The organism is Allofranklinella schreckenbergeri (assembly GCF_003703475.1).
Lineage (GTDB): Bacteria > Pseudomonadota > Gammaproteobacteria > Burkholderiales > Burkholderiaceae_C > Lampropedia > Lampropedia schreckenbergeri.
This window is the reverse complement of the sequence record NZ_RDQM01000008.1, coordinates 71315-89195: the sequence shown is the minus strand read 5'-3', so window position 1 is coordinate 89195 and position 17881 is coordinate 71315. Positions and strand designations below refer to the sequence as shown.

Here is a 17881-nt window from a genome sequence, read left to right as displayed (position 1 = left end):
TTTTGATGTGATTATTGCGGGGGCTGGGCAGCGCGGTCGAGAAAGCGCTGGAAGGCTTGCAAGGTGGCCTCGCTGACGTGGTGCTCCATGCCCTCGGCATCGCGGCGGGCGGTGGCGGCATCGACCCCCAGGGCCAGCAGGAAGGCTTCGACCAACTGGTGCCGCTGGCGGCTGTAGAGGGCGGTGGCCTCGCCGCGCTCGGTCAGCAACACACCCTGGTAGGGGCGCAAATGCACATAGCCCTCGGCCTCCAGGCGCTTGAGCATCTTGGCCACCGTGGGCTGCGCTACCCCCAGGCGCTGCGCAATCTGCACCTGGCGCGCCTGGCCGGTGCTGCGCAGCAAGTCGGAGATCAGCTCCACGTAGTCTTCAATCAGCTCCAGCCGATGCGCCTGGCGCACTTGCTGAAAGCCGCTGATTTGCTCTTGCAGATCGGGCAAGCCGGCAGCGGCGGAAGGTGGGGGCGGGGGCGAGGCAGTCATGGGCGCAATATCCGGGAGGGCAGGGGCCGCGATTATTGATCCGAAAGCCGATCCGAAAGCGAAGGGCCTGCGCGCGCGTGCGGCGCGCGGGCATGGTTGTATCGCTTCATGGCCCCATCCGTACGCGCTGGATGGGCGCGCGGGGGTGTTTTGGGCAAGATGCTGAACAGGCGCTCAATCCGCTTCTGGAAGTGTGGGCGGTGCTGGCATGGCTTGCAATGCCTGCACTTGCTGGCGCAGGGCGGCGACTTCTTCCATCAAGTCGGCCGCAAGGGCGGCCAGTTGCGGATCGGCGTCGTAAATGCGCTCCAACTGGGCGAGGCGGCGCGCGCGGGTCAGGGCGGCGCTGGCAAAGCGCCATTGGGCGGCGCTGGCGCTGGCGGCGCCTTGCGCGGGGTGCAGCACGCCCGCTTCAACGCGGGCGTAAACCCATTGGGCGCTCATGGCGCAGCCGCAGGCCAGTTGGTGGATGTCGAGCGCGGCGTCGTCCAGCAGTTCAACCAGATCGGCCGTCAGCGTGAGGGGGGTGGGCATGGTGTTCTCTCCTGGGTGGGGCGCGCTCAGGCGCGGCGGGGATCGAAGCCGGGGTAGCTCTGGGCCAAGGCTTGCCAGGCGGCTTTTTGCGCTTCGGTGACGGCGCCGGGCACGGCGATGTCCAGCTCCAGATACAAATCGCCCGCCTGGCCGCTGGCGCTGCTGGCGGGGATACCGCGGCCCTTGAGGCGCAGCTTGCGGCCCGAGCCGGAGCCTGCGGGCACGCCAACGTGCACGGTTTTGCCCTCGGGCGTGTGCACTTGGACTTCGCCGCCCAGGGCGGCTTCCCACGGAGTGACGCGCAGTTTCTGCGTCACATCGCGCCCCTCGACGCGCCAGCGCGGGTCGGGGCGCAGATGCACTTGCAGCAAAACGTCGCCCGCAGGGCCGCCGTTGAGGCCGGGGCTGCCCTGGCCAGCCAGGCGGATCATTTGCCCCTCTTTCACCCCGGCGGGGATTTTCACGTGCAGCGTGCGCTCGTCATGGACGATGTGGCCCTGCGCGTCAAAGCGGGCGTCGCGCAGGGTGAATTGGCGCTCGGCGCCACGGTAGGCGTCCAGCAGCTCCAGCTCGATGCGCGCGTGCTGATCCTGGCCGCGGTGCGGGGCAGTGTCGCTCGCGCGCGCCTGGCTTTGGGCGCGTGCGCGGGCCTGGCCAAACAGGTGCTCGAAGAAGTCGCTGTACTCGCCCCCGTCGCCGCCCGCAAAGCCGCTTTGGCCAAAGTGGCGCGCGAAGTCTTCGGCGCTGGCGCTGCTGCTTTGATGCCAGCCGCTGTTCCAGCCCGGCGGCGGGCGCACGTCGTCGCCCGAGCGCGCGCCTGCGGCCCAGGCCTGGGCGCCCACGGTGTCGTAGGCGGCGCGCTTTTCGGGGTCGCCCAGCACGGTGTTGGCCTCGTTGATTTCGGCCATGCGGGCGGCGGCGTCAGGCGCTTTGCTCACGTCGGGATGGTATTGGCGCGCGAGCTTGCGGTAGGCCTTGCGGATGTCCTCCTGGCTGGCGTTTTTAGCCACGCCGAGGATGTCGTAATAGTCCTTGAATTGCATGTGTCTGAGTGTGCTGAAAGTCCAAAACCATGAGTGATTTGGTGGCCAGAGCGGCCATTGCAAGCCTGTAGCCGCGCAGGCTGGCACATGGGCGGGGGCAAGAATGCCCTTTTGCGCTCACCCTGTAAACAGGCGCTGCTTGGCAGGCGCTGCGAGGCGGGGTGGGGCGGGGCGACGGTGGCAAGATGGCGGGCTTTGCCTTCTGGAGGACTTTGCCATGCCTGAACTCACGCTGTATTCGGCCCGCGGCACTTGCGCGCTGGCCACCCACATTGCCTTGCTGGAAGCGGGGGCGGATTTCGATTTGGTGCTGCTCGATTTTGCGCAGCAGGCCCAGCGCAGCGCGGGGTATCTGGCGCTCAACCCCAAGGGGCGGGTGCCGCTGCTGCGCACGCCGCAAGGGGTGTTGACGGAAACACCTGCGCTGCTGGTCTATGTGGCGCAGCGCTTTGCCCAGGCGCGACTGGCGCCGCTGGAAGATGCGTGGGCGTTTGCGCAGATGCAAGCGTTCAACAGCTATTTGGTCAGCACGGCGCACGTGGCGCATTCCCACCGCTTGCGCGCGGCGCGCTGGAGCGACGATGCCGCTGCCCGGCAAAGCATGGCGGCCAAGGTGCCGCAGAACATGCGCGATGCGTTTGCCTACATCGAGCAAAACTACCTGCCCGAGGGCTGCGACTGGGTGATGGGCGATGCCTACACGGTGGCCGATCCCTACCTTTTCACGGTGGCGGGCTGGCTGGCGGGCGATAGCGTGGATATCGGGGAATTCCCGAAAGTGGCGGCGCATTACGCGCGCATGCAGCAGCGCCCGGCGGTGCAGCAGGCGTTGGCGCAATTGGAGGCGCAGCCGCTGGCGCGTGTGTGAGGGTTGGCAGTTTTATCGATCAATAGGAAAATGCCAGATTGGCATGCGTTGCCGAAAACGGGTGGTTTTCTTGCCTTTGGTGTGTAATAATCTTTACATATCCAGAGGAAAAACGACTTGTTATCCACCATGCCGAAACAAGGTGATTTCTTTTCTTTTTGATGTGTAATAAAAACGGCGCCCTAGCGCCGTTTGCTTTGTGCGGGAGGTCAAGCGGCCGCTCAACGCACGCGCATGCCCGGCTGCGCGCCGGGGAAGGGTTCGAGCACGTAAATGCCCGGCTGGCTGGCTTCATCGGCGTGGCTGGCGGCCAGCACCATGCCTTCGGAGAGGCCGAATTTCATCTTGCGCGGCGCGAGGTTGGCGACCATGACGGTGAGCTTGCCCACGAGCTGCTCGGGCTGGTACATGCTGGCAATGCCGCTGAAGACGTTGCGGGTGATGGGTTGGCCGCTGGCGTCCCTCTCGCCCGCATCCAGCGTCAGTTGCAGCAGCTTGGTCGAGCCCTCCACGCGCTGGCAGGCGAGGATTTTGGCGATGCGCAGGTCGATTTTGGCGAAGTCGTCGATGGTGATGGTGTCGCCCAGCGGCTCGCCGCCGGGGGCGTTGGGATCGAAGGCGGGGGCGGTTTTCTTGCTGTCTTTCTTGCCGTCTTTTTTCGCTGCGGTTGGCGCTGGCGCGGCGGCATTGGCGTCGGCGGGCGGCTCGAACAGGGCGAGCAACTGCGCCTGCTCCACGCGCTGGATCAGGTGCTTGAAGCCCGCAATGGTCTGGCCCGCGCCCAGCGGCGTTTGCGCATCGGCAAAGGTGAAGGGGGGCACTTGCAAAAAGCCTTCGACCTGCGCGGCCAGCGCAGGCAGCACGGGCTTGAGGTAGATGGTGAGGATGCGAAAAGCCTCGATGCAGGTGGTGCAGACGTCGTGCAGGCGCTCGCTCTGGGCGGGGTCTTTGGCCAGCTCCCAGGGTTTGTTGGCGTCCACATATTCGTTGACGCGATCGGCCAGCAGCATGACTTCGCGCAACGCGCGGGCACTGTCGCGACGCTCGAAGGCGTCGGCGATGTCATCGGCCTTGGCGCGCAGGGTTTGCAGCAGCGCATGGCCGTCGCCCGAGGGCAGGCCCAGGCGGCCATCGAAGCGTTTGGCGATAAAGCCAGCAGCGCGGCTGGCGATGTTGACGTATTTGCCCACCAGATCGGCGTTGACGCGGGCCATGAAGTCCTCGGCGTTGAAGTCCACATCCTCGTTGCGGCCGTTGAGCTTGGCGGCCAGGTAGTAGCGCAGCCACTCGGGGTTCATCTTGAGGTCAAGGTATTTGAGCGGATCGAGGCCGGTACCACGGCTTTTGCTCATCTTCTCGCCGTTGTTGACGGTGAGAAAGCCGTGCACGCAGATTTGGTCGGGCGTTTTGCGGCCACTGAAGTGCAGCATGGCGGGCCAGAACAGGGTGTGGAAGGTGACGATGTCCTTGCCGATGAAGTGCACCTGCTCCAGCTCGGGGTTGGCCAGGTAGGCGTCGTAATCCTCGCCGCGCTGGGTCAGCAGGCTTTTGAGCGAGGCCAGGTAGCCCACGGGGGCGTCGAGCCAGACGTAGAAGTATTTGCCCGGCGCGTCCGGGATGGGGATGCCGAAGTAGGGCGCATCGCGGCTGATGTCCCAATCGCCCAGGCCCTCGCTGGTGCTGCCGTCGGGGTTGGTGCGCACGGTGAACCATTCCTTGACCTTGTTGGCCACCTCGGGCTGCACGTGGCGGCCGTTTTGCGTCCACTCCTGCAAAAAGGCCACGCAGCGCGGATCGGAGAGCTTGAAGAAGAAGTGCTCGGACTCCTTGAGCACGGGCCTGGCGCCCGAGAGCGCGGAGTACGGCTCGATCAAATCGGTGGGGGCATAGACGGAGCTGCACACCTCGCAGTTGTCGCCGTACTGGTCTTTGGCGTGGCATTTGGGGCACTCGCCCTTGATGTAGCGGTCGGGCAGGAACATGCCCTTGTCGGGGTCGAAAAACTGCTCGATGGTGCGCGTCTCGATCAAGCCCGCTTGCTGCAAATCCCGGTAAATCTGCTGCGCCAGCTCGGTGTTTTCCGGGCTGTGGGTGCAGTGCCAGTGGTCAAAGGCGATGTGAAAGCCCTCCAGATAGGGCTTGCGGCCCGCGGCAATATCGGCCACGAACTGCTCGGGCGTTTTGCCCGCCTTCTCGGCCGCAATCATGATGGGCGCGCCGTGCGCGTCATCCGCGCCGACGAAATCCACCCGGTGCCCGCGCATGCGCTGAAAGCGCACCCAGATATCGGCCTGGATGTACTCCATGATGTGGCCGATGTGAAAAGCGCCGTTGGCGTACGGCAGGGCGGTGGTGGCAAAAATCGTGCGTTGGGTCATGGGATGGGCGCGGGTGCGTTGGGCTGTCTTGTCTCGTGCTGGCGCTGATTGCGCCGGGCAAAGCGCGCGATTCTAGAGCGTGCAGCGAAACGTAAAATACGCCCCTTTATTCCCACCCCCTTCATCCCCCCTTCACCCCATTTGCAGCGGCAGCGCTTGCCTTTTGGCGTCGGCTGCCGCTTGTTGCTGTCCTTTGCCCACCATGAGCCAGACCACCCCCGCCCAACCCGGCCTCGCCAGCCTGTCCAAATCCTTTGAACCCGCCGCCATCGAGGCCCAATGGGGCCCCGCGTGGGAAGCCGCAGGCTTAGGCGCGGCGGGCTTTCGCGGCACGGGCGCGCCCAGCGCCGAGGCGGCGGCCAAGGGCGAGAACTTCGCCATCCAACTGCCGCCGCCCAACGTGACGGGCACGCTGCACATGGGCCATGCCTTCAACCAGACCATCATGGACAGCCTCACGCGCTACCACCGCATGCGGGGCTTCAACACGGCCTGGGTTCCGGGCACCGACCACGCCGGCATTGCCACGCAAATCGTGGTCGAGCGCCAGTTGCAGGCGCAAGGCATCAGCCGCTACGACATGGGCGCCACGCCGCCCGAGGCGCGCAAGAACTTCGTCGCCAAGGTGTGGGAGTGGAAAGAGCAAAGCGGCAACACCATCACCGAGCAAATGCGCCGCATGGGCGACACGGTGGACTGGAGCCGCGAGTACTTCACCATGGACGAGAAGCTCTCCAAGGTGGTGACCGAAACCTTCGTGCGCCTGTATGAGCAGGGCCTGATTTACCGCGGCAAGCGCCTGGTGAACTGGGACCCCGTGCTCAAAAGCGCGGTGAGCGATCTGGAGGTGGAGAGCGAGGAGGAAGACGGCTTTCTCTGGCACATCGCCTACCCGCTCACGGACGGCAGCGGCAGCCTGACAGTCGCCACCACGCGGCCCGAAACCATGCTGGGCGACGTGGCCGTGATGGTGCACCCCGAGGACGAGCGCTACCGGCACCTGATCGGCAAAACGGTGACGCTGCCGCTGGTGGGACGTGAAATCCCCGTGATTGCCGATGAATATGTCGATAAGGAATTTGGCACTGGCGTGGTCAAGGTCACGCCTGCGCACGACGTGAACGACTACGCCGTGGGCCAGCGCCACGACCTGCCGCTGATCGGCGTGCTGAATCTGGACGCCACCATCAACGACAACGCGCCTGAAATCTTCCGCGGGCTGGATCGCTTCGTGGCACGCAAGGCCGTCGTCAAGGATCTGGAAGCCATCGGCGCTTTGGTCGAAACGAAAAAACACAAGCTCATGGTGCCGCGCTGCGCCCGCACGGGCCAAATCGTCGAGCCCATGCTGACTGACCAGTGGTTCATCGCCATGACCAAGGTGGGCGAAGGCGAAACGAAATCCATCGCGCAAAAAGCCATCGACGCCGTGCAAAGCGGCCAGGTGCGCTTCGTGCCCGAGAACTGGGTCAACACCTACAACCAGTGGATGAACAACATCCAGGACTGGACCATCAGCCGCCAGCTCTGGTGGGGCCACCAAATCCCCGCCTGGTACGGCGAGGACGGCAGCGTGTACGTGGCCCGCAACGAGGACGAAGCCCGCGCCAAGGCCGCTGCCGCAGGCTACACCGGCGCATTGGAGCGCGACCCCGACGTGCTGGACACCTGGTACTCGTCAGCGCTCGTGCCCTTCTCGACCATGGGCTGGCCCGAGGCCCAGAGCACGGACGGCAGCAGCAATGCCACCGCCGACTACAACCTCTACCTGCCCAGCAGCGTGCTGGTCACCGGCTACGACATCATCTTCTTCTGGGTCGCGCGCATGATCATGATGACGACCCACTTCACCGGCCGCGTGCCCTTCAAGGACGTGTACATCCACGGCCTGGTGCGCGACGCGCAGGGCAAGAAGATGAGCAAATCGGAAGGCAACGTGCTCGACCCCGTGGACTTGATCGACGGCATCGCGCTGGAGCCGCTGCTGAAAAAACGCACCACCGGCCTGCGCAAGCCCGAAACCGCGCCGCAGGTGGAAAAAGCCACGCGCAAGGAGTTTCCGGACGGCATCCCCGCCTACGGCGCGGACGCGCTGCGCTTTACCTTCGCGGCGTTGGCGAGCCTGGGCCGCAGCATCAACTTCGACAGCAAGCGCTGCGAGGGCTACCGCAACTTCTGCAACAAGCTCTGGAACGCCAGCCGCTTCGTGCTGATGAACTGCGAGGGCTACGACTGTGGCGATGAAAGCAGCACCCAGCACCGCAGCGCCGCCGATCGCTGGATCGTCAGCCGCCTGCAAAAGACCGAGGCCGCCGTGGCCCAAGGCTTTGCCGACTACCGCCTGGACAACGTCGCCACCGCCATCTACGACTTCGTCTGGAACGAGTATTGCGACTGGTATCTGGAAATCGCCAAGGTGCAAATCCAGACCGGCACGCCCGAGCAGCAGCGCGCCACGCGCCGCACCCTGCTGCGCGTGCTCGAAGCCGTGCTGCGCCTGGCGCACCCCGTCATCCCGTTCGTGACCGAAGCGCTGTGGCAAGTCGTGGCCCCGCTGGCAGGCAAGACCGTGCCGCCCGGCGGCAGCATCGCCACCGCGCCCTACCCGCAGGCGCAGGCCGAAAACATCGACGAAGCCGCCGAGGCCGAAGTCGCCCAGCTCAAAGCCCTGGTGGACGCCTGCCGCACCCTGCGCGGCGAGATGAACATCTCCCCCGCGCAGCGCCTGCCGCTGTATGCCGTGGCCGATTCGGCCGCCGCCAGCCAGCAACTGCAAGCCGTGGCGCCCGTGCTGCAAGCGCTGGCCAAGCTCAGCGAAGTCAAGGTCTTTGCCAGCGAGGCCGAGTGGGCGCAAGCCGCCGCCGCCGCGCCCGTGGCCGTGGTGGGCGATGCGCGCCTGTGCCTGTTCGTCGAAATCGACGTGGCCGCCGAAAAAGCCCGCCTGAACAAGGAAATCGCCCGCCTGGAAGGCGAGGTGAAAAAAGCCCAAGGCAAGCTCGCCAACGAAGCCTTCGTCGCCAAGGCCCCGCCCGCCGTCATCGAGCAGGAAAAGCAGCGCGTGGCCGACTTCGGCGCCACGCTGGCGCGCCTGCGCGAGCAGTTGGAAAAGCTCGCGCGGCTGGGCTGAAGTGAGCGGGTGTGAGGCGGCCCGAAGGCTTTTGGGGCTGCCTCAGGTCTGTTTTTTACAAATCAATAGGAAATAAAATTGCCTTGTTTCGGCAAGATGGTATTAAAGCCATTTTTACTTTGATTGGATGGCTTTGCGGATACCCAGGGCGCTCTCCCCACAACGGCACAATGCGCTGTGCATTGCCCAGTTGTTCACAGGAGATTGCCCAATGACTTTGATGCCCCGTCCCGTGCTCTCCGCCCGCAAGGTTGCCAGCGCTGCCTTGGCGGGCTTGTGCATCGCTCTGGCAGGTTGCAGCAGCACGCGCGTGCTGGAGCACGATGTGCAGGCCTATTCCACGCTGGCGGCCATGCCCCAGCCAGCCACCTATCGGCTGGAGCGTCTGCCTTCGCAGCAGGCGGCCAGCCCCTGGCGCGACATGGTTGAACGCCAGGCCAGCGCGGCCCTGGCTCAGGTGGGCATGCAGCGCGACGATGCCCACGGCGCCATGCGGCTGGAGATCGAGGCCCAGGCCCACACCTACCGCCCCGACTGGCCCCATTACGGTGGCTATTTCAGCGGCTATTTCGGCTACGGTTTTTTGAGCTGGCACCCCTTGTGGGGCTGGGGCTATTGGGACGATGGGCGCGATCGCCCGCCCACGCTGTACTTGCGGCAAGTGCGCCTGATTTTGCGTGACGCCCAAGGCGCCGTGGCGTATGAGAGCAGCGCCCGTTACGACGACATCTGGGCGCCCGATGAGCTGGTTTTCCGCCAGCTTTTCCAGGCCGCGCTGGAGGGCTTTCCCACCCCGCCGCAGGGCGAGCGCCGCATCCGCTACGTCATCGAGCGTTAAGCCAGCCCCTGCGCCAAGCCTATTGAAAGCCTCGCCATGGCTCGGACTGTGGCGAGGCTTTGTTTAGAGCGTGTCATCAACATCCTCGCGCTGCGCTCATCCTCAGGATCGGGCGGTCTGCGGTTTTTGCCTCGAAAAACCGCTTCGCAAGCCAAATCTCAACAACCCCTCGTCTGGCGCGCCGTAGGCGTGCTTGCGCCCAGCGCCGCAACAGGGCATCAGGGCATACCCCTACGCGCAGTGGGGCGGCTGGTTTGTGTCTGCAGGATGACAATTAAAATTGTTATCAAACTTACAAATCCTTGAATCCGGTTTCACTTGCGGTTGCATGCCGCGTTTCATTTTCTTGAGGAGCTTTTCAACCATGCAGCAGAAAAAACGCCCTTTGCCTGCTGGGCAGGTGTCGGCCGTTGTCATCGGTGTATCGGCCATGTTGGCGGCGCTTGCGGCGCAGGCGCAAGGCGCAGAGCAGGGCGCGGTGGATGAGGCCGCTTTGCAGAGCTTGCCTGCTGTCAACGTGACGGCGAAAGGCTATGCCGCAGAAAGCGCCCAGACGCCGGTCTCCACCACGGAAGTCGATCGCGCGCAGCTTGATCGCACGGCGGCGGCCAACTTGGGCGATGCCTTGCGCGGGCAGGCGGGGCTGGCGGTGGCCTCTGACAGCGCGCAGGGGCAAAACCCGGTGATTCGCGGTTTGCAGAAGGAGTCCGTCGTGCTCATGGTCGATGGCGTGCGGCTCAATTCGGCGCAGCCGGCCGGGGCGATTGGCTCTTTCCTCTCGCTGGGGCTGGCCGAGCGCGTGGAGGTGGTCAAAGGCCCGGCTTCGGTGCTGTATGGCACCGGGGCTTTGGGCGGGGCGATCAATGTGCAATTGCCCCAGGCGCGCTTCGAGTCGGGGGCCAGTTTGCGCACCAGGGTCGATTACGACTCGGCCAGCAAAGGCTGGCGTGGCGCTGGCGTGGGCCATTTCAGCCAGGGCGATCATGCGCTGATGCTGGGCGCTTCGCTGGCGCGGCCCGACGATTACAAGGCGCCGCAGGGGCGGGTGGCGCGCACGGGGTATGACTCCAAGGCTTTCATCGGCCAGTACCGCTTCCGCCTGGATGCGCAACAGCAATTGCGCCTGTCCGCGCAGCGCCAGCAGGACAGCGATGTCTGGTATCCCGGCACGAGTCGGCCGCACCCCATGCCGCGCGTGGGCCAGCTCACCATCCACTCGCCCGAGCAAACGCGCTCGCTTTATGAAGTGGGCTACAGCCGCCGCAGCGGCGGCGAGCGCCCGCTGAACATGGATGTGCGCCTGTACCGCCAGGAGATGGCGCGCAGCATCGATGCGTGGGCCAGCGGGCTGGGGCGTGACATGTCGCAAACGCGCGTGACGTTTGCCACCAACGGGCTGGATGCCAAGGCCGACTGGCTGGCGCATCCGCAGCATCTGCTCTCCATCGGCTTGAATGCGTGGCAAATGAAGGCCGACCCCGACAGCCGCAGCGCCATGCCGCCGACGTTTGCGCTGCAATCGAACAAGCCCTTCCACGAAGGGCAACTGCGCGCAATCGGCCTGTATGCGCAGGACGATATGCAGTTTGGCGCGCTGAAGGTGCTCGCGGGCTTGCGCTACGACAGCGTGCGCGGCTCGGCGGCGGCGATGAACAATGGCCGCATCACCTCCGGCATCAACCGCAGCGACAGCGCCGTCTCCGGCAGCCTGGGGGCCTTGTACGAAATCACCCCGTTGCTGCGCCCCTATGCCAGCGTGTCGCGCGGCTTCCGCGCCCCGGACTTGCGCGAGCGCTACCAAAGCGGCCCGCGCCAGGATGGTTTTTACTGGGCGGGCAGTCCGCACATCGCGCCTGAAAAAGCCTTGCAATTCGAGCTGGGCATGAAGGGCGATGCAGAAGATGTCAGCTATGCCGTGGCCTTGTGGCGCAACCGCATCAGCGACTACATCACCGGCGTGCAACTCAGCGGCCCCGCAGCCGTGCGCGCTTGCGGCCAGCCGCAGGCGATGGCTTGCAAGCAAACCGTCAACCTGGGCCACGCCACGCTGCATGGTCTGGATGCCAGCGTGCGCTGGCGCCTGGGCGGCGGGCATTGGCTCCAGGCCGCTTACTCGCACGTGCGCGGCACCAATAACGATTTGAACGAGCCGCTGTTCAACGTGCCAGCCGACAGCCTCAGCCTCGGTTGGGAAGGGCGGATCAGCCCCAGCCTGTCGCTGGATGCCACGGCCTTGCTGGTCAAGCGCCAAAACCGCGTTGCCACCGTGTTTGCGCGCGGCACGGAAAACCCCACGGCAGGCTATGGCCTGCTGGATGTGGGTGCGTCCTGGCGTCCCCACAAGCAGCACACCTTGCGCCTGGGCATCAAGAACGTGGGCGACAAGCGCTACCACGAGCACCTGGCGGCAGGCTTGCCAGGGCGGGAAACGCCCGCGCCAGGCCGCAGCCTGACCTTGTCCTGGCAAGGGGTGTTCTGATCCGCGCCAGGCGTGCGCGCCGCGATGCAATGCAATGCCTGGCGCGCGCCTGATGCAGTGATCCGCCTTGGCCCTGTGCCAAGGCGCGCGCAGCCGGGGCGGTTTGCCCGGCGGGTTATCGAAACAACAAGCCGCTGATCGCGATGCGCTGCAAAGCGCTTTGATCTGGCGGCGCTGCTCCCACGATGGTTTCGCTTTTCTTCACTCTCTTTTCAAGGAGCAAACCATGCAAGCAACCCCTTTTTCTTCGCGCGAAGCCTTGCCGCGCCGCGACTGGCTGAAAAACACATTGATCTCTGGCGCAGGCGTTTCCATGGCGGCCGCGCTGAGTGTGCCGTTGCAAGCCTGTGGTGGCGATGCGGGCTGTGAGGATCCATCCATGACGGGTTTCCCTTCCTTCTTCGCGCAGGCCCCCGTGCTGCGCGTGCAAGACAAACTGGCCGAGTTCCTGGGCGCGGCCGAGCAAGGCATCATGGAATACCGCTATGTGGATGCCGTGCGCCTGGCGGGCCACTCCTGCCCCACGGTGGCGGGGGCGTATCTGATGACCGTCAAGGGCATGCAGGCGCTTTACGGCAGCGCCTTGCCAGAGCGCGGCGGGATCGATGTGCTGATGAGCGATGGCCGCGAGGAGGGCGTGACGGGCGTGATTGCCTCTGTGGCCACCTTACTCACCGGCGCAGCGGCGGAGACAGGCTTTCCCGGCATGGGCAAGGCCAACCGCTTCAGTCGCAAGAATTTGCTGAGCTACGACAACAATTTGCAAGGCGATCTGGCCTTGCGGCGGCGTGACAATGGGCAGGCGGTGCTGGTCAAGCTCGATGCCAGCGTCACGCCCTGGACGGAGGAAATGCGGGCGCTGATCCCGCTGGCCGTGGGCGGCAAGGCCACGCCCGAGCAGCTCAAGCGCTTTGCCCAGTTGTGGCAAGGCCGGGTCAAAGCCATGCTGATCGACCATGTGAACGACCCGCGCCTGGTGCAGGTCACGCCCTGGACGGCCGCAGGCTGAAAGTATCCGACCTGGATAATTTCCAAACCATAAAAAATGCCATGGCTTTTATATCAAGCCATGGCATATAACTTTTTTTGCTTTTGATTGAGAAAATTCTGGGGGATATCAGCGCCCTCCAACTGTGACAGCGAGAGAGGCGGCTGCGCTGTTCAGGTCGCCTGGCATGAAGTTCAAACTATGAATCAAAGTAAATCAAGTTTGTTTTCCATCAAGCCAAAACAGTGTGGTTTATTTTCCGTTTGATTGGTAAAAAATCAAACCGTTTCGGCCGCTCCAGCCGCAGCAGGGCTGGCGGGCATGGCCCAACGCAGCAGCAGGCCCACGGCGGCCAGGGCTGCGCCCACGGGGATGGCCAGATACACCCAGGAGATGGACACCTCCAGCCCCGCCAGGCTTTGGAAGCGCACGCGATAGGTCATCTGCGCGCCGACCCAGACGAGAAACACCAGAAACCCCAGGCAAATGGTGTGGATGAGATGCTCCAGCGCACGCCGGGCCGGGCCGCGCAGGCGCGAGCGCAGAAACTCCACCGCAATCATGTGCCCTTGGCGAAACGCCAGCGCCACGCCCAGCATGACCGACCAGATGATGGCCGCGCGCGTGAGCACCTCGCTCCAATCCAGCGGCGAATGCAGCACAAAACGCGCAATCACCTGGAAAAACCCCGTGGCCACCGCCAGCCACAACAGGCCCTGGGCCAGGAGGGAGACAAGCGCAAACAAAGCGCGATCGATGGTGCGAGGGGACATGGCAAGCAGTGGGTGCGGAGGTTGGGGTTGTCAGAGCCTGTTCAAAATCTTTGCACGGCGGTCAAGAGAGTGGATTTGGGCGGTCTGCGGCGTTGCAAAGTCTCGCCATAGCGGGCGCTATGGCTGTGTTTTGCGCCTTGCAGCCCATCCCAAACCGCTTCTTGTCCACTCGCGCCGAGATTTTGAACAGGCTCTCAGAAGCCAGGGCGGGCGTTGCGCTGATCCGCCCTGGTGTGCGCGTGCGCCCTGGTTGAGCGCTGGCGCTAACGGGCTTACTTCGTGTTGCGGATTTGCTCGATCAGCTTGGGATCAAAGCGCTTGTTGTACTCCGCATAAGCGGGCTGCACGGCCTTTTCAAACGCGGCGCGATCGACTTCGGTGACGGTCATGCCCTCGCTCTTGAGTTGATCCACGCCGGTTTTCTCGATGTTGGAAACGAAATCGCGCATGGCTTGGCCAGCGTTTTGTGCGGCTTTCTGGAACAGGGCCTGATCCTCCTTGGAGAGTTTTTCATACACCATCGGCGAGACGACGATGACGGCAGGCGCGTACACGTGGCCGGTGAGCGAGAGGTGCTTTTGCACCTGCGAGAGCTTGGCCGAGGTGATGACCGACAGCGGGTTTTCCTGCCCGTCGATCGTGCCTTGCTGCAAGGCGGTGATTACTTCAGGCCAGGCCATGGGCGTGGGCAGGATGCCGATGGCGCGGAAGGCGGCAATGTGCAACTGGTTTTCCGTCGTGCGCACTTTCAGGCCCTTGGCGTCTGCGGGCGTGGCCACGGGGCGCACGTTGTTGGTCAGGTGGCGAAAGCCTTGCTCGCCCCAGGCCAGGGCCACCAGGCCGCGCTTGTTGAACTCGGTCAGCATTTTCTGGCCGATCTCGCCATCGAGCACCTTGCGCGCGTGATCCAGGTCGCGCAGCAGGAATGGAATGTCGAACACCGCCGCATTGGGCACGAAGTTCATGGTCGCGCCGGTGGAGAGCACGGCCATGTCGATGGTGCCCAGTTGCAGGCCCTCGATCACTTCACGCTCGCCGCCCAGGGCGCTGTTGGGGAACTGCTGCACCTTGTGCTTGCCTTGGCCGCCTTCTTCCAGCGTCTTGGCAAAGGCGTTGCCTGCAGCGCCGTAGTGCGATTGCTGGCTCAGGGCATAGGCCATTTTGTAAGTGGTTTGCGCCGCAGCGGGCGCGACGGTGAGGGCCGCCGCAGCCGCCAGCAGCGTGGGGGCCAGCCATTGGGCGCTTGGGCGCATGAATTTCAGGGACATGGTTTCTTCCTTTGCAAAGTTGGGAGACAAAAGTCCAGGGAACGGAAACAAAACAACAGCCACCACCCGCACGGCGGGGGCGGCTCATTGCAAGAGATTATCCATGCAGATTTTTCCGCTCCGAGTGCGGGCGAGCCAGTACAGTGCTGCGCCTGCATTCATAGAAAGCCTTTGCTGTATGTCTTCACCCACCAGTGCGCCGCGCACGCGCGTCAAGTTCTGCGGCCTCACGCGCGAGCAAGACGTGGCCGCAGCCGTGGCCGCCGGGGCCGATGCCGTGGGCTTCGTGCTCTACCCCAAAAGCCCGCGCCACGTCACGCCCGAGCGCGCCGCCGCGTTGGCGCGCGCCCTGCCGCCCTTTGTCACGCCCGTGCTGCTGTTCGTCAACGCCAGCCAGGCCGAAGTCGATACCGCCCTGGGCCTGCTGCCGCACGCCTGGCTGCAATTTCACGGCGATGAAACGCCCGAGGACTGCCAGCGCCTGAGCCACCAAGGCCGCCACCCCTACCTGCGCGCCGCGCGCATTCCGGTGGCAACGGACGGGGCCGGGGCGGCGTTCGATCTCGTAGAATTCGCCCGTCGTTTCTCACAGGCCCAGGCCATTTTGCTGGACGCCCACGTCACGGGCTACGGCGGCGGCGGGCAAACATTCAATTGGTCACTTCTACCAACAAGCGTCACATCTCACCTCGTCTTAAGTGGTGGGCTCACACCATCAAATGTGATCGATGGCATCGCTGAGCTGCGCCATCGCGGCCTGTCGCTGGCCGTCGATGTGAGCTCCGGCATCGAGCAGGATGGCCCCGATGGCCGGGCGCTCAAAGGCATCAAGGATGCCGGCAAGATGATGCATTTCATGGCCGCAGTGCGGCAGGCCGATGCAAGCCAGGGCTGAAAGCCTGGCGATCGCGCCCCGCTTGGCACGCAAGCGCGGCCATTTCAGGATGAGAAAGATGACCACCACAACCACTCCATACGCCCTGCCCAACGAACAGGGCCATTTCGGCCCTTACGGCGGCCGCTTCAGCAGCGAAACCCTGACCTACGCCATCGACGAGCTGACCGCCGCCTACGCCCGCTATCAGCACGACGCGGATTTCCAGGCCGAATTCCAGCGCGAGCTGGCGCATTACGTGGGCCGCCCCTCGCCCATCTACCACGCCGAGCGCACCAGCCGCGAGCTGGGCGGCGCGCAGATTTACCTCAAGCGCGAAGACCTCAACCACACCGGCGCGCACAAGATCAACAACGTCATCGGCCAGGCCATGCTGGCCAAGCGCATGGGCAAGCCGCGCATCATTGCCGAGACCGGCGCGGGCCAGCACGGCGTGGCCACCGCCACCATCTGCGCGCGCTACGGCCTGCAATGCGTGGTCTACATGGGCGCGGAAGACGTCAAGCGCCAGTCGCCCAACGTCTATCGCATGAAGCTGCTGGGCGCCACCGTCGTGCCGGTAGAGTCCGGCAGCAAGACGCTGAAAGACGCCCTCAACGAAGCCATGCGCGATTGGGTGGCGAACGTGGACGACACCTTCTACATCATCGGCACCGTCGCCGGCCCCCACCCCTACCCCATGATGGTGCGCGACTTCCAAAGCGTGATCGGCCGCGAGTGCCTGGCGCAAATGCCCGATATGCTGACCGCGCAGCGCATGGCCGCCACCCAGCCCGATGCGGTCATCGCCTGCGTGGGCGGCGGCAGCAACGCCATGGGCATCTTCCACCCCTACATCCCTTATGAAAACACGCGCCTGATCGGCGTGGAGGCCGCGGGCCAAGGGCTGGACAGCGGCAAGCACTCCGCCAGCCTGCAACGCGGCAGCCCCGGCGTGCTGCACGGCAACCGCACCTACGTGCTGCAAGACGACGACGGCCAAATCCTCGAAACCCACAGCATCAGCGCCGGGCTGGACTACCCCGGCGTCGGCCCTGAACACGCCTGGCTCAAAGACACCGGCCGCGCCGAATACGTGGGCATCACCGACGCCGAAGCCCTGGCCGCCTTCCACCACCTGTGCCGCACCGAGGGCATCATCCCCGCGCTGGAATCCAGCCACGCTTTCGCCCACGCCATGAAGCTGGCCCCCACCATGCGGCCCGACCAGGTCATCCTCGTGTGCCTCTCTGGCCGCGGCGACAAGGACATCGGCACCGTGGCCGACCTGGACGGCGTGGACTTTTACGACCAGCCCTCCATGCGCGGGCATGTGGTTAAGGGGGCTGGGAGATAAGCCCCAACGCGCATTGCCAGTCCGTACCTGCCGAGCAGCATCGCAGTGTCGGTAATGGGACCGGCTTTGTGTTTGGGCCATTCCGACAAAGCGATGCAAAGCAGTCAGAGATCACCGGATGACCTCCGCCTACCACGCCAAGTACTACGCCCACGAGCTGACGCGGCGACACGCCGCCGATGGCGTAGATCGCCTCTCCCAATCGCTGTTCGATGCCAGCGTCGATCTGACCCGCACCAGATCGAGGCGGCGCTGTTCGCCCTTCGGAACCCATTGCAGGAAGGCGTACTGCTGGCTGACGAGGTGGGGCTGGGCAAGACCAGCGAAGCCGCGCTGGTGGTTTGCCAATACTGGGCCGAGCGCCGGCGGCGGCGGCTGGTCATCTGCCCGGCCAGCCTGCGCAAACAATGGGCGCAGGAGCTGCACGACAAGTTCGCCGTGCCCGCCACCGTGGTGGATGCCGTTTCTCTGCGCAAGCAGTCCGCCGGCGACATGCTCGCCACCCTGCAACGGCAGGTTGGCAAGGCGGTCATCATCGTGTCCTACCAGTTTGCCGCCAAGCTGGAAGCCGAGCTGCGCGCCCTGCCTTGGGACGTGGTGGTCATCGACGAAGCGCACAAGCTGCGCAATGCGCACCGCGCCAGCAACCGTATCGGGCAGGCGCTCATCCAACGCGAACTGCCAGAGCCGGAGCGCAAGCAACGCCGTCAGCGGCAGGAAATTTTTGCCGTCGAAGACGACATCATTGCCAAGCGCGACGAGTTGATCGAATCACTCCAGCAGCGCCTGCAAGAAAAAACAAGCAACGAGACCCTGTTCAGCGTGCGCTGGCAGGTCATCTAACTCGCCCCCAATATTCCGAGACCAGGGCA

General features: G+C 64.6%; 14 protein-coding genes. 8 read left to right on the top strand and 6 right to left on the bottom strand.

The window, feature by feature from the left end:
* Positions 1-11: 11 nt before the first annotated feature.
* The 3 genes from mntR to EBQ26_RS07565 all read right to left on the bottom strand — a co-directional run bounded on the left by mntR (position 12) and on the right by EBQ26_RS07565 (position 2059).
* A complete protein-coding gene (gene mntR, locus EBQ26_RS07575; RefSeq protein ID WP_122238408.1) occupies positions 12-482 on the bottom strand; it encodes a manganese-binding transcriptional regulator MntR in 471 nt (156 codons plus the stop codon).
* 174 nt (positions 483-656) lie between these two features.
* Positions 657-1016: a MerR family transcriptional regulator gene (locus tag EBQ26_RS07570; RefSeq protein WP_122238407.1), complete on the bottom strand. Its 360-nt coding sequence runs from the start codon at positions 1014-1016 to the stop codon at positions 657-659.
* A gap of 26 nt (positions 1017-1042) precedes the next feature.
* On the bottom strand, positions 1043-2059 hold the full coding sequence (locus tag EBQ26_RS07565; protein ID WP_122238406.1) for a DnaJ C-terminal domain-containing protein: 1017 nt from the start codon (positions 2057-2059) through the stop codon (positions 1043-1045).
* Between the two features lie 217 nt (positions 2060-2276).
* Here EBQ26_RS07565 and EBQ26_RS07560 point away from each other — a divergent pair, with 217 nt between their 5' ends.
* Entirely contained in the window at positions 2277-2927 is a 651-nt protein-coding gene (locus tag EBQ26_RS07560; RefSeq protein ID WP_122238405.1) for a glutathione S-transferase family protein, read from the top strand.
* Positions 2928-3148: 221 nt separating this feature from the next.
* On the opposite strand, the gene metG is transcribed toward EBQ26_RS07560, so the two are convergent.
* The gene (gene metG / locus EBQ26_RS07555; RefSeq protein WP_122238404.1) at positions 3149-5305 is read right to left on the bottom strand and encodes a methionine--tRNA ligase; all 2157 of its coding nucleotides are present in this window, start codon (positions 5303-5305) and stop codon (positions 3149-3151) included.
* Between the two features lie 202 nt (positions 5306-5507).
* Here metG and EBQ26_RS07550 point away from each other — a divergent pair, with 202 nt between their 5' ends.
* The 4 genes from EBQ26_RS07550 (at position 5508) to EBQ26_RS07535 (ending at position 12758) form a co-directional block, all read left to right on the top strand.
* Positions 5508-8432: a valine--tRNA ligase gene (locus EBQ26_RS07550; RefSeq protein WP_122238403.1), complete on the top strand. Its 2925-nt coding sequence runs from the start codon at positions 5508-5510 to the stop codon at positions 8430-8432.
* A 211-nt stretch (positions 8433-8643) separates the two neighbouring features.
* On the top strand, positions 8644-9270 hold the full coding sequence (locus EBQ26_RS07545; protein ID WP_238944229.1) for a hypothetical protein: 627 nt from the start codon (positions 8644-8646) through the stop codon (positions 9268-9270).
* 364 nt (positions 9271-9634) lie between these two features.
* Positions 9635-11749 (top strand): TonB-dependent receptor, encoded by a 2115-nt coding sequence (locus EBQ26_RS07540; RefSeq protein WP_238944228.1) that lies wholly within the window; start codon positions 9635-9637, stop codon positions 11747-11749.
* 226 nt (positions 11750-11975) lie between these two features.
* Positions 11976-12758 carry a hypothetical protein gene (locus EBQ26_RS07535; RefSeq protein ID WP_238944227.1) on the top strand — a complete coding sequence of 261 codons (783 nt, stop codon included), beginning with the start codon at positions 11976-11978 and terminating at the stop codon, positions 12756-12758.
* A gap of 257 nt (positions 12759-13015) precedes the next feature.
* On the opposite strand, the gene EBQ26_RS07530 is transcribed toward EBQ26_RS07535, so the two are convergent.
* Together EBQ26_RS07530 and EBQ26_RS07525 are read right to left on the bottom strand one after the other, a co-directional pair.
* The gene (locus tag EBQ26_RS07530) at positions 13016-13510 is read right to left on the bottom strand and encodes a TRAP transporter small permease (protein WP_122238402.1); all 495 of its coding nucleotides are present in this window, start codon (positions 13508-13510) and stop codon (positions 13016-13018) included.
* A 272-nt stretch (positions 13511-13782) separates the two neighbouring features.
* On the bottom strand, positions 13783-14763 hold the full coding sequence (locus tag EBQ26_RS07525; protein ID WP_122238472.1) for a TRAP transporter substrate-binding protein: 981 nt from the start codon (positions 14761-14763) through the stop codon (positions 13783-13785).
* A gap of 193 nt (positions 14764-14956) precedes the next feature.
* Between EBQ26_RS07525 and EBQ26_RS07520 the strand changes: the two genes are divergently transcribed.
* The 3 genes from EBQ26_RS07520 (at position 14957) to EBQ26_RS07510 (ending at position 17852) form a co-directional block, all read left to right on the top strand.
* Positions 14957-15673 carry a phosphoribosylanthranilate isomerase gene (locus EBQ26_RS07520; protein ID WP_122238401.1) on the top strand — a complete coding sequence of 239 codons (717 nt, stop codon included), beginning with the start codon at positions 14957-14959 and terminating at the stop codon, positions 15671-15673.
* A 58-nt stretch (positions 15674-15731) separates the two neighbouring features.
* On the top strand, positions 15732-17009 hold the full coding sequence (trpB, locus tag EBQ26_RS07515; protein ID WP_122238471.1) for a tryptophan synthase subunit beta: 1278 nt from the start codon (positions 15732-15734) through the stop codon (positions 17007-17009).
* Between the two features lie 273 nt (positions 17010-17282).
* Positions 17283-17852: an SNF2-related protein gene (locus EBQ26_RS07510; protein WP_238944226.1), complete on the top strand. Its 570-nt coding sequence runs from the start codon at positions 17283-17285 to the stop codon at positions 17850-17852.
* Positions 17853-17881: the final 29 nt, after the last annotated feature.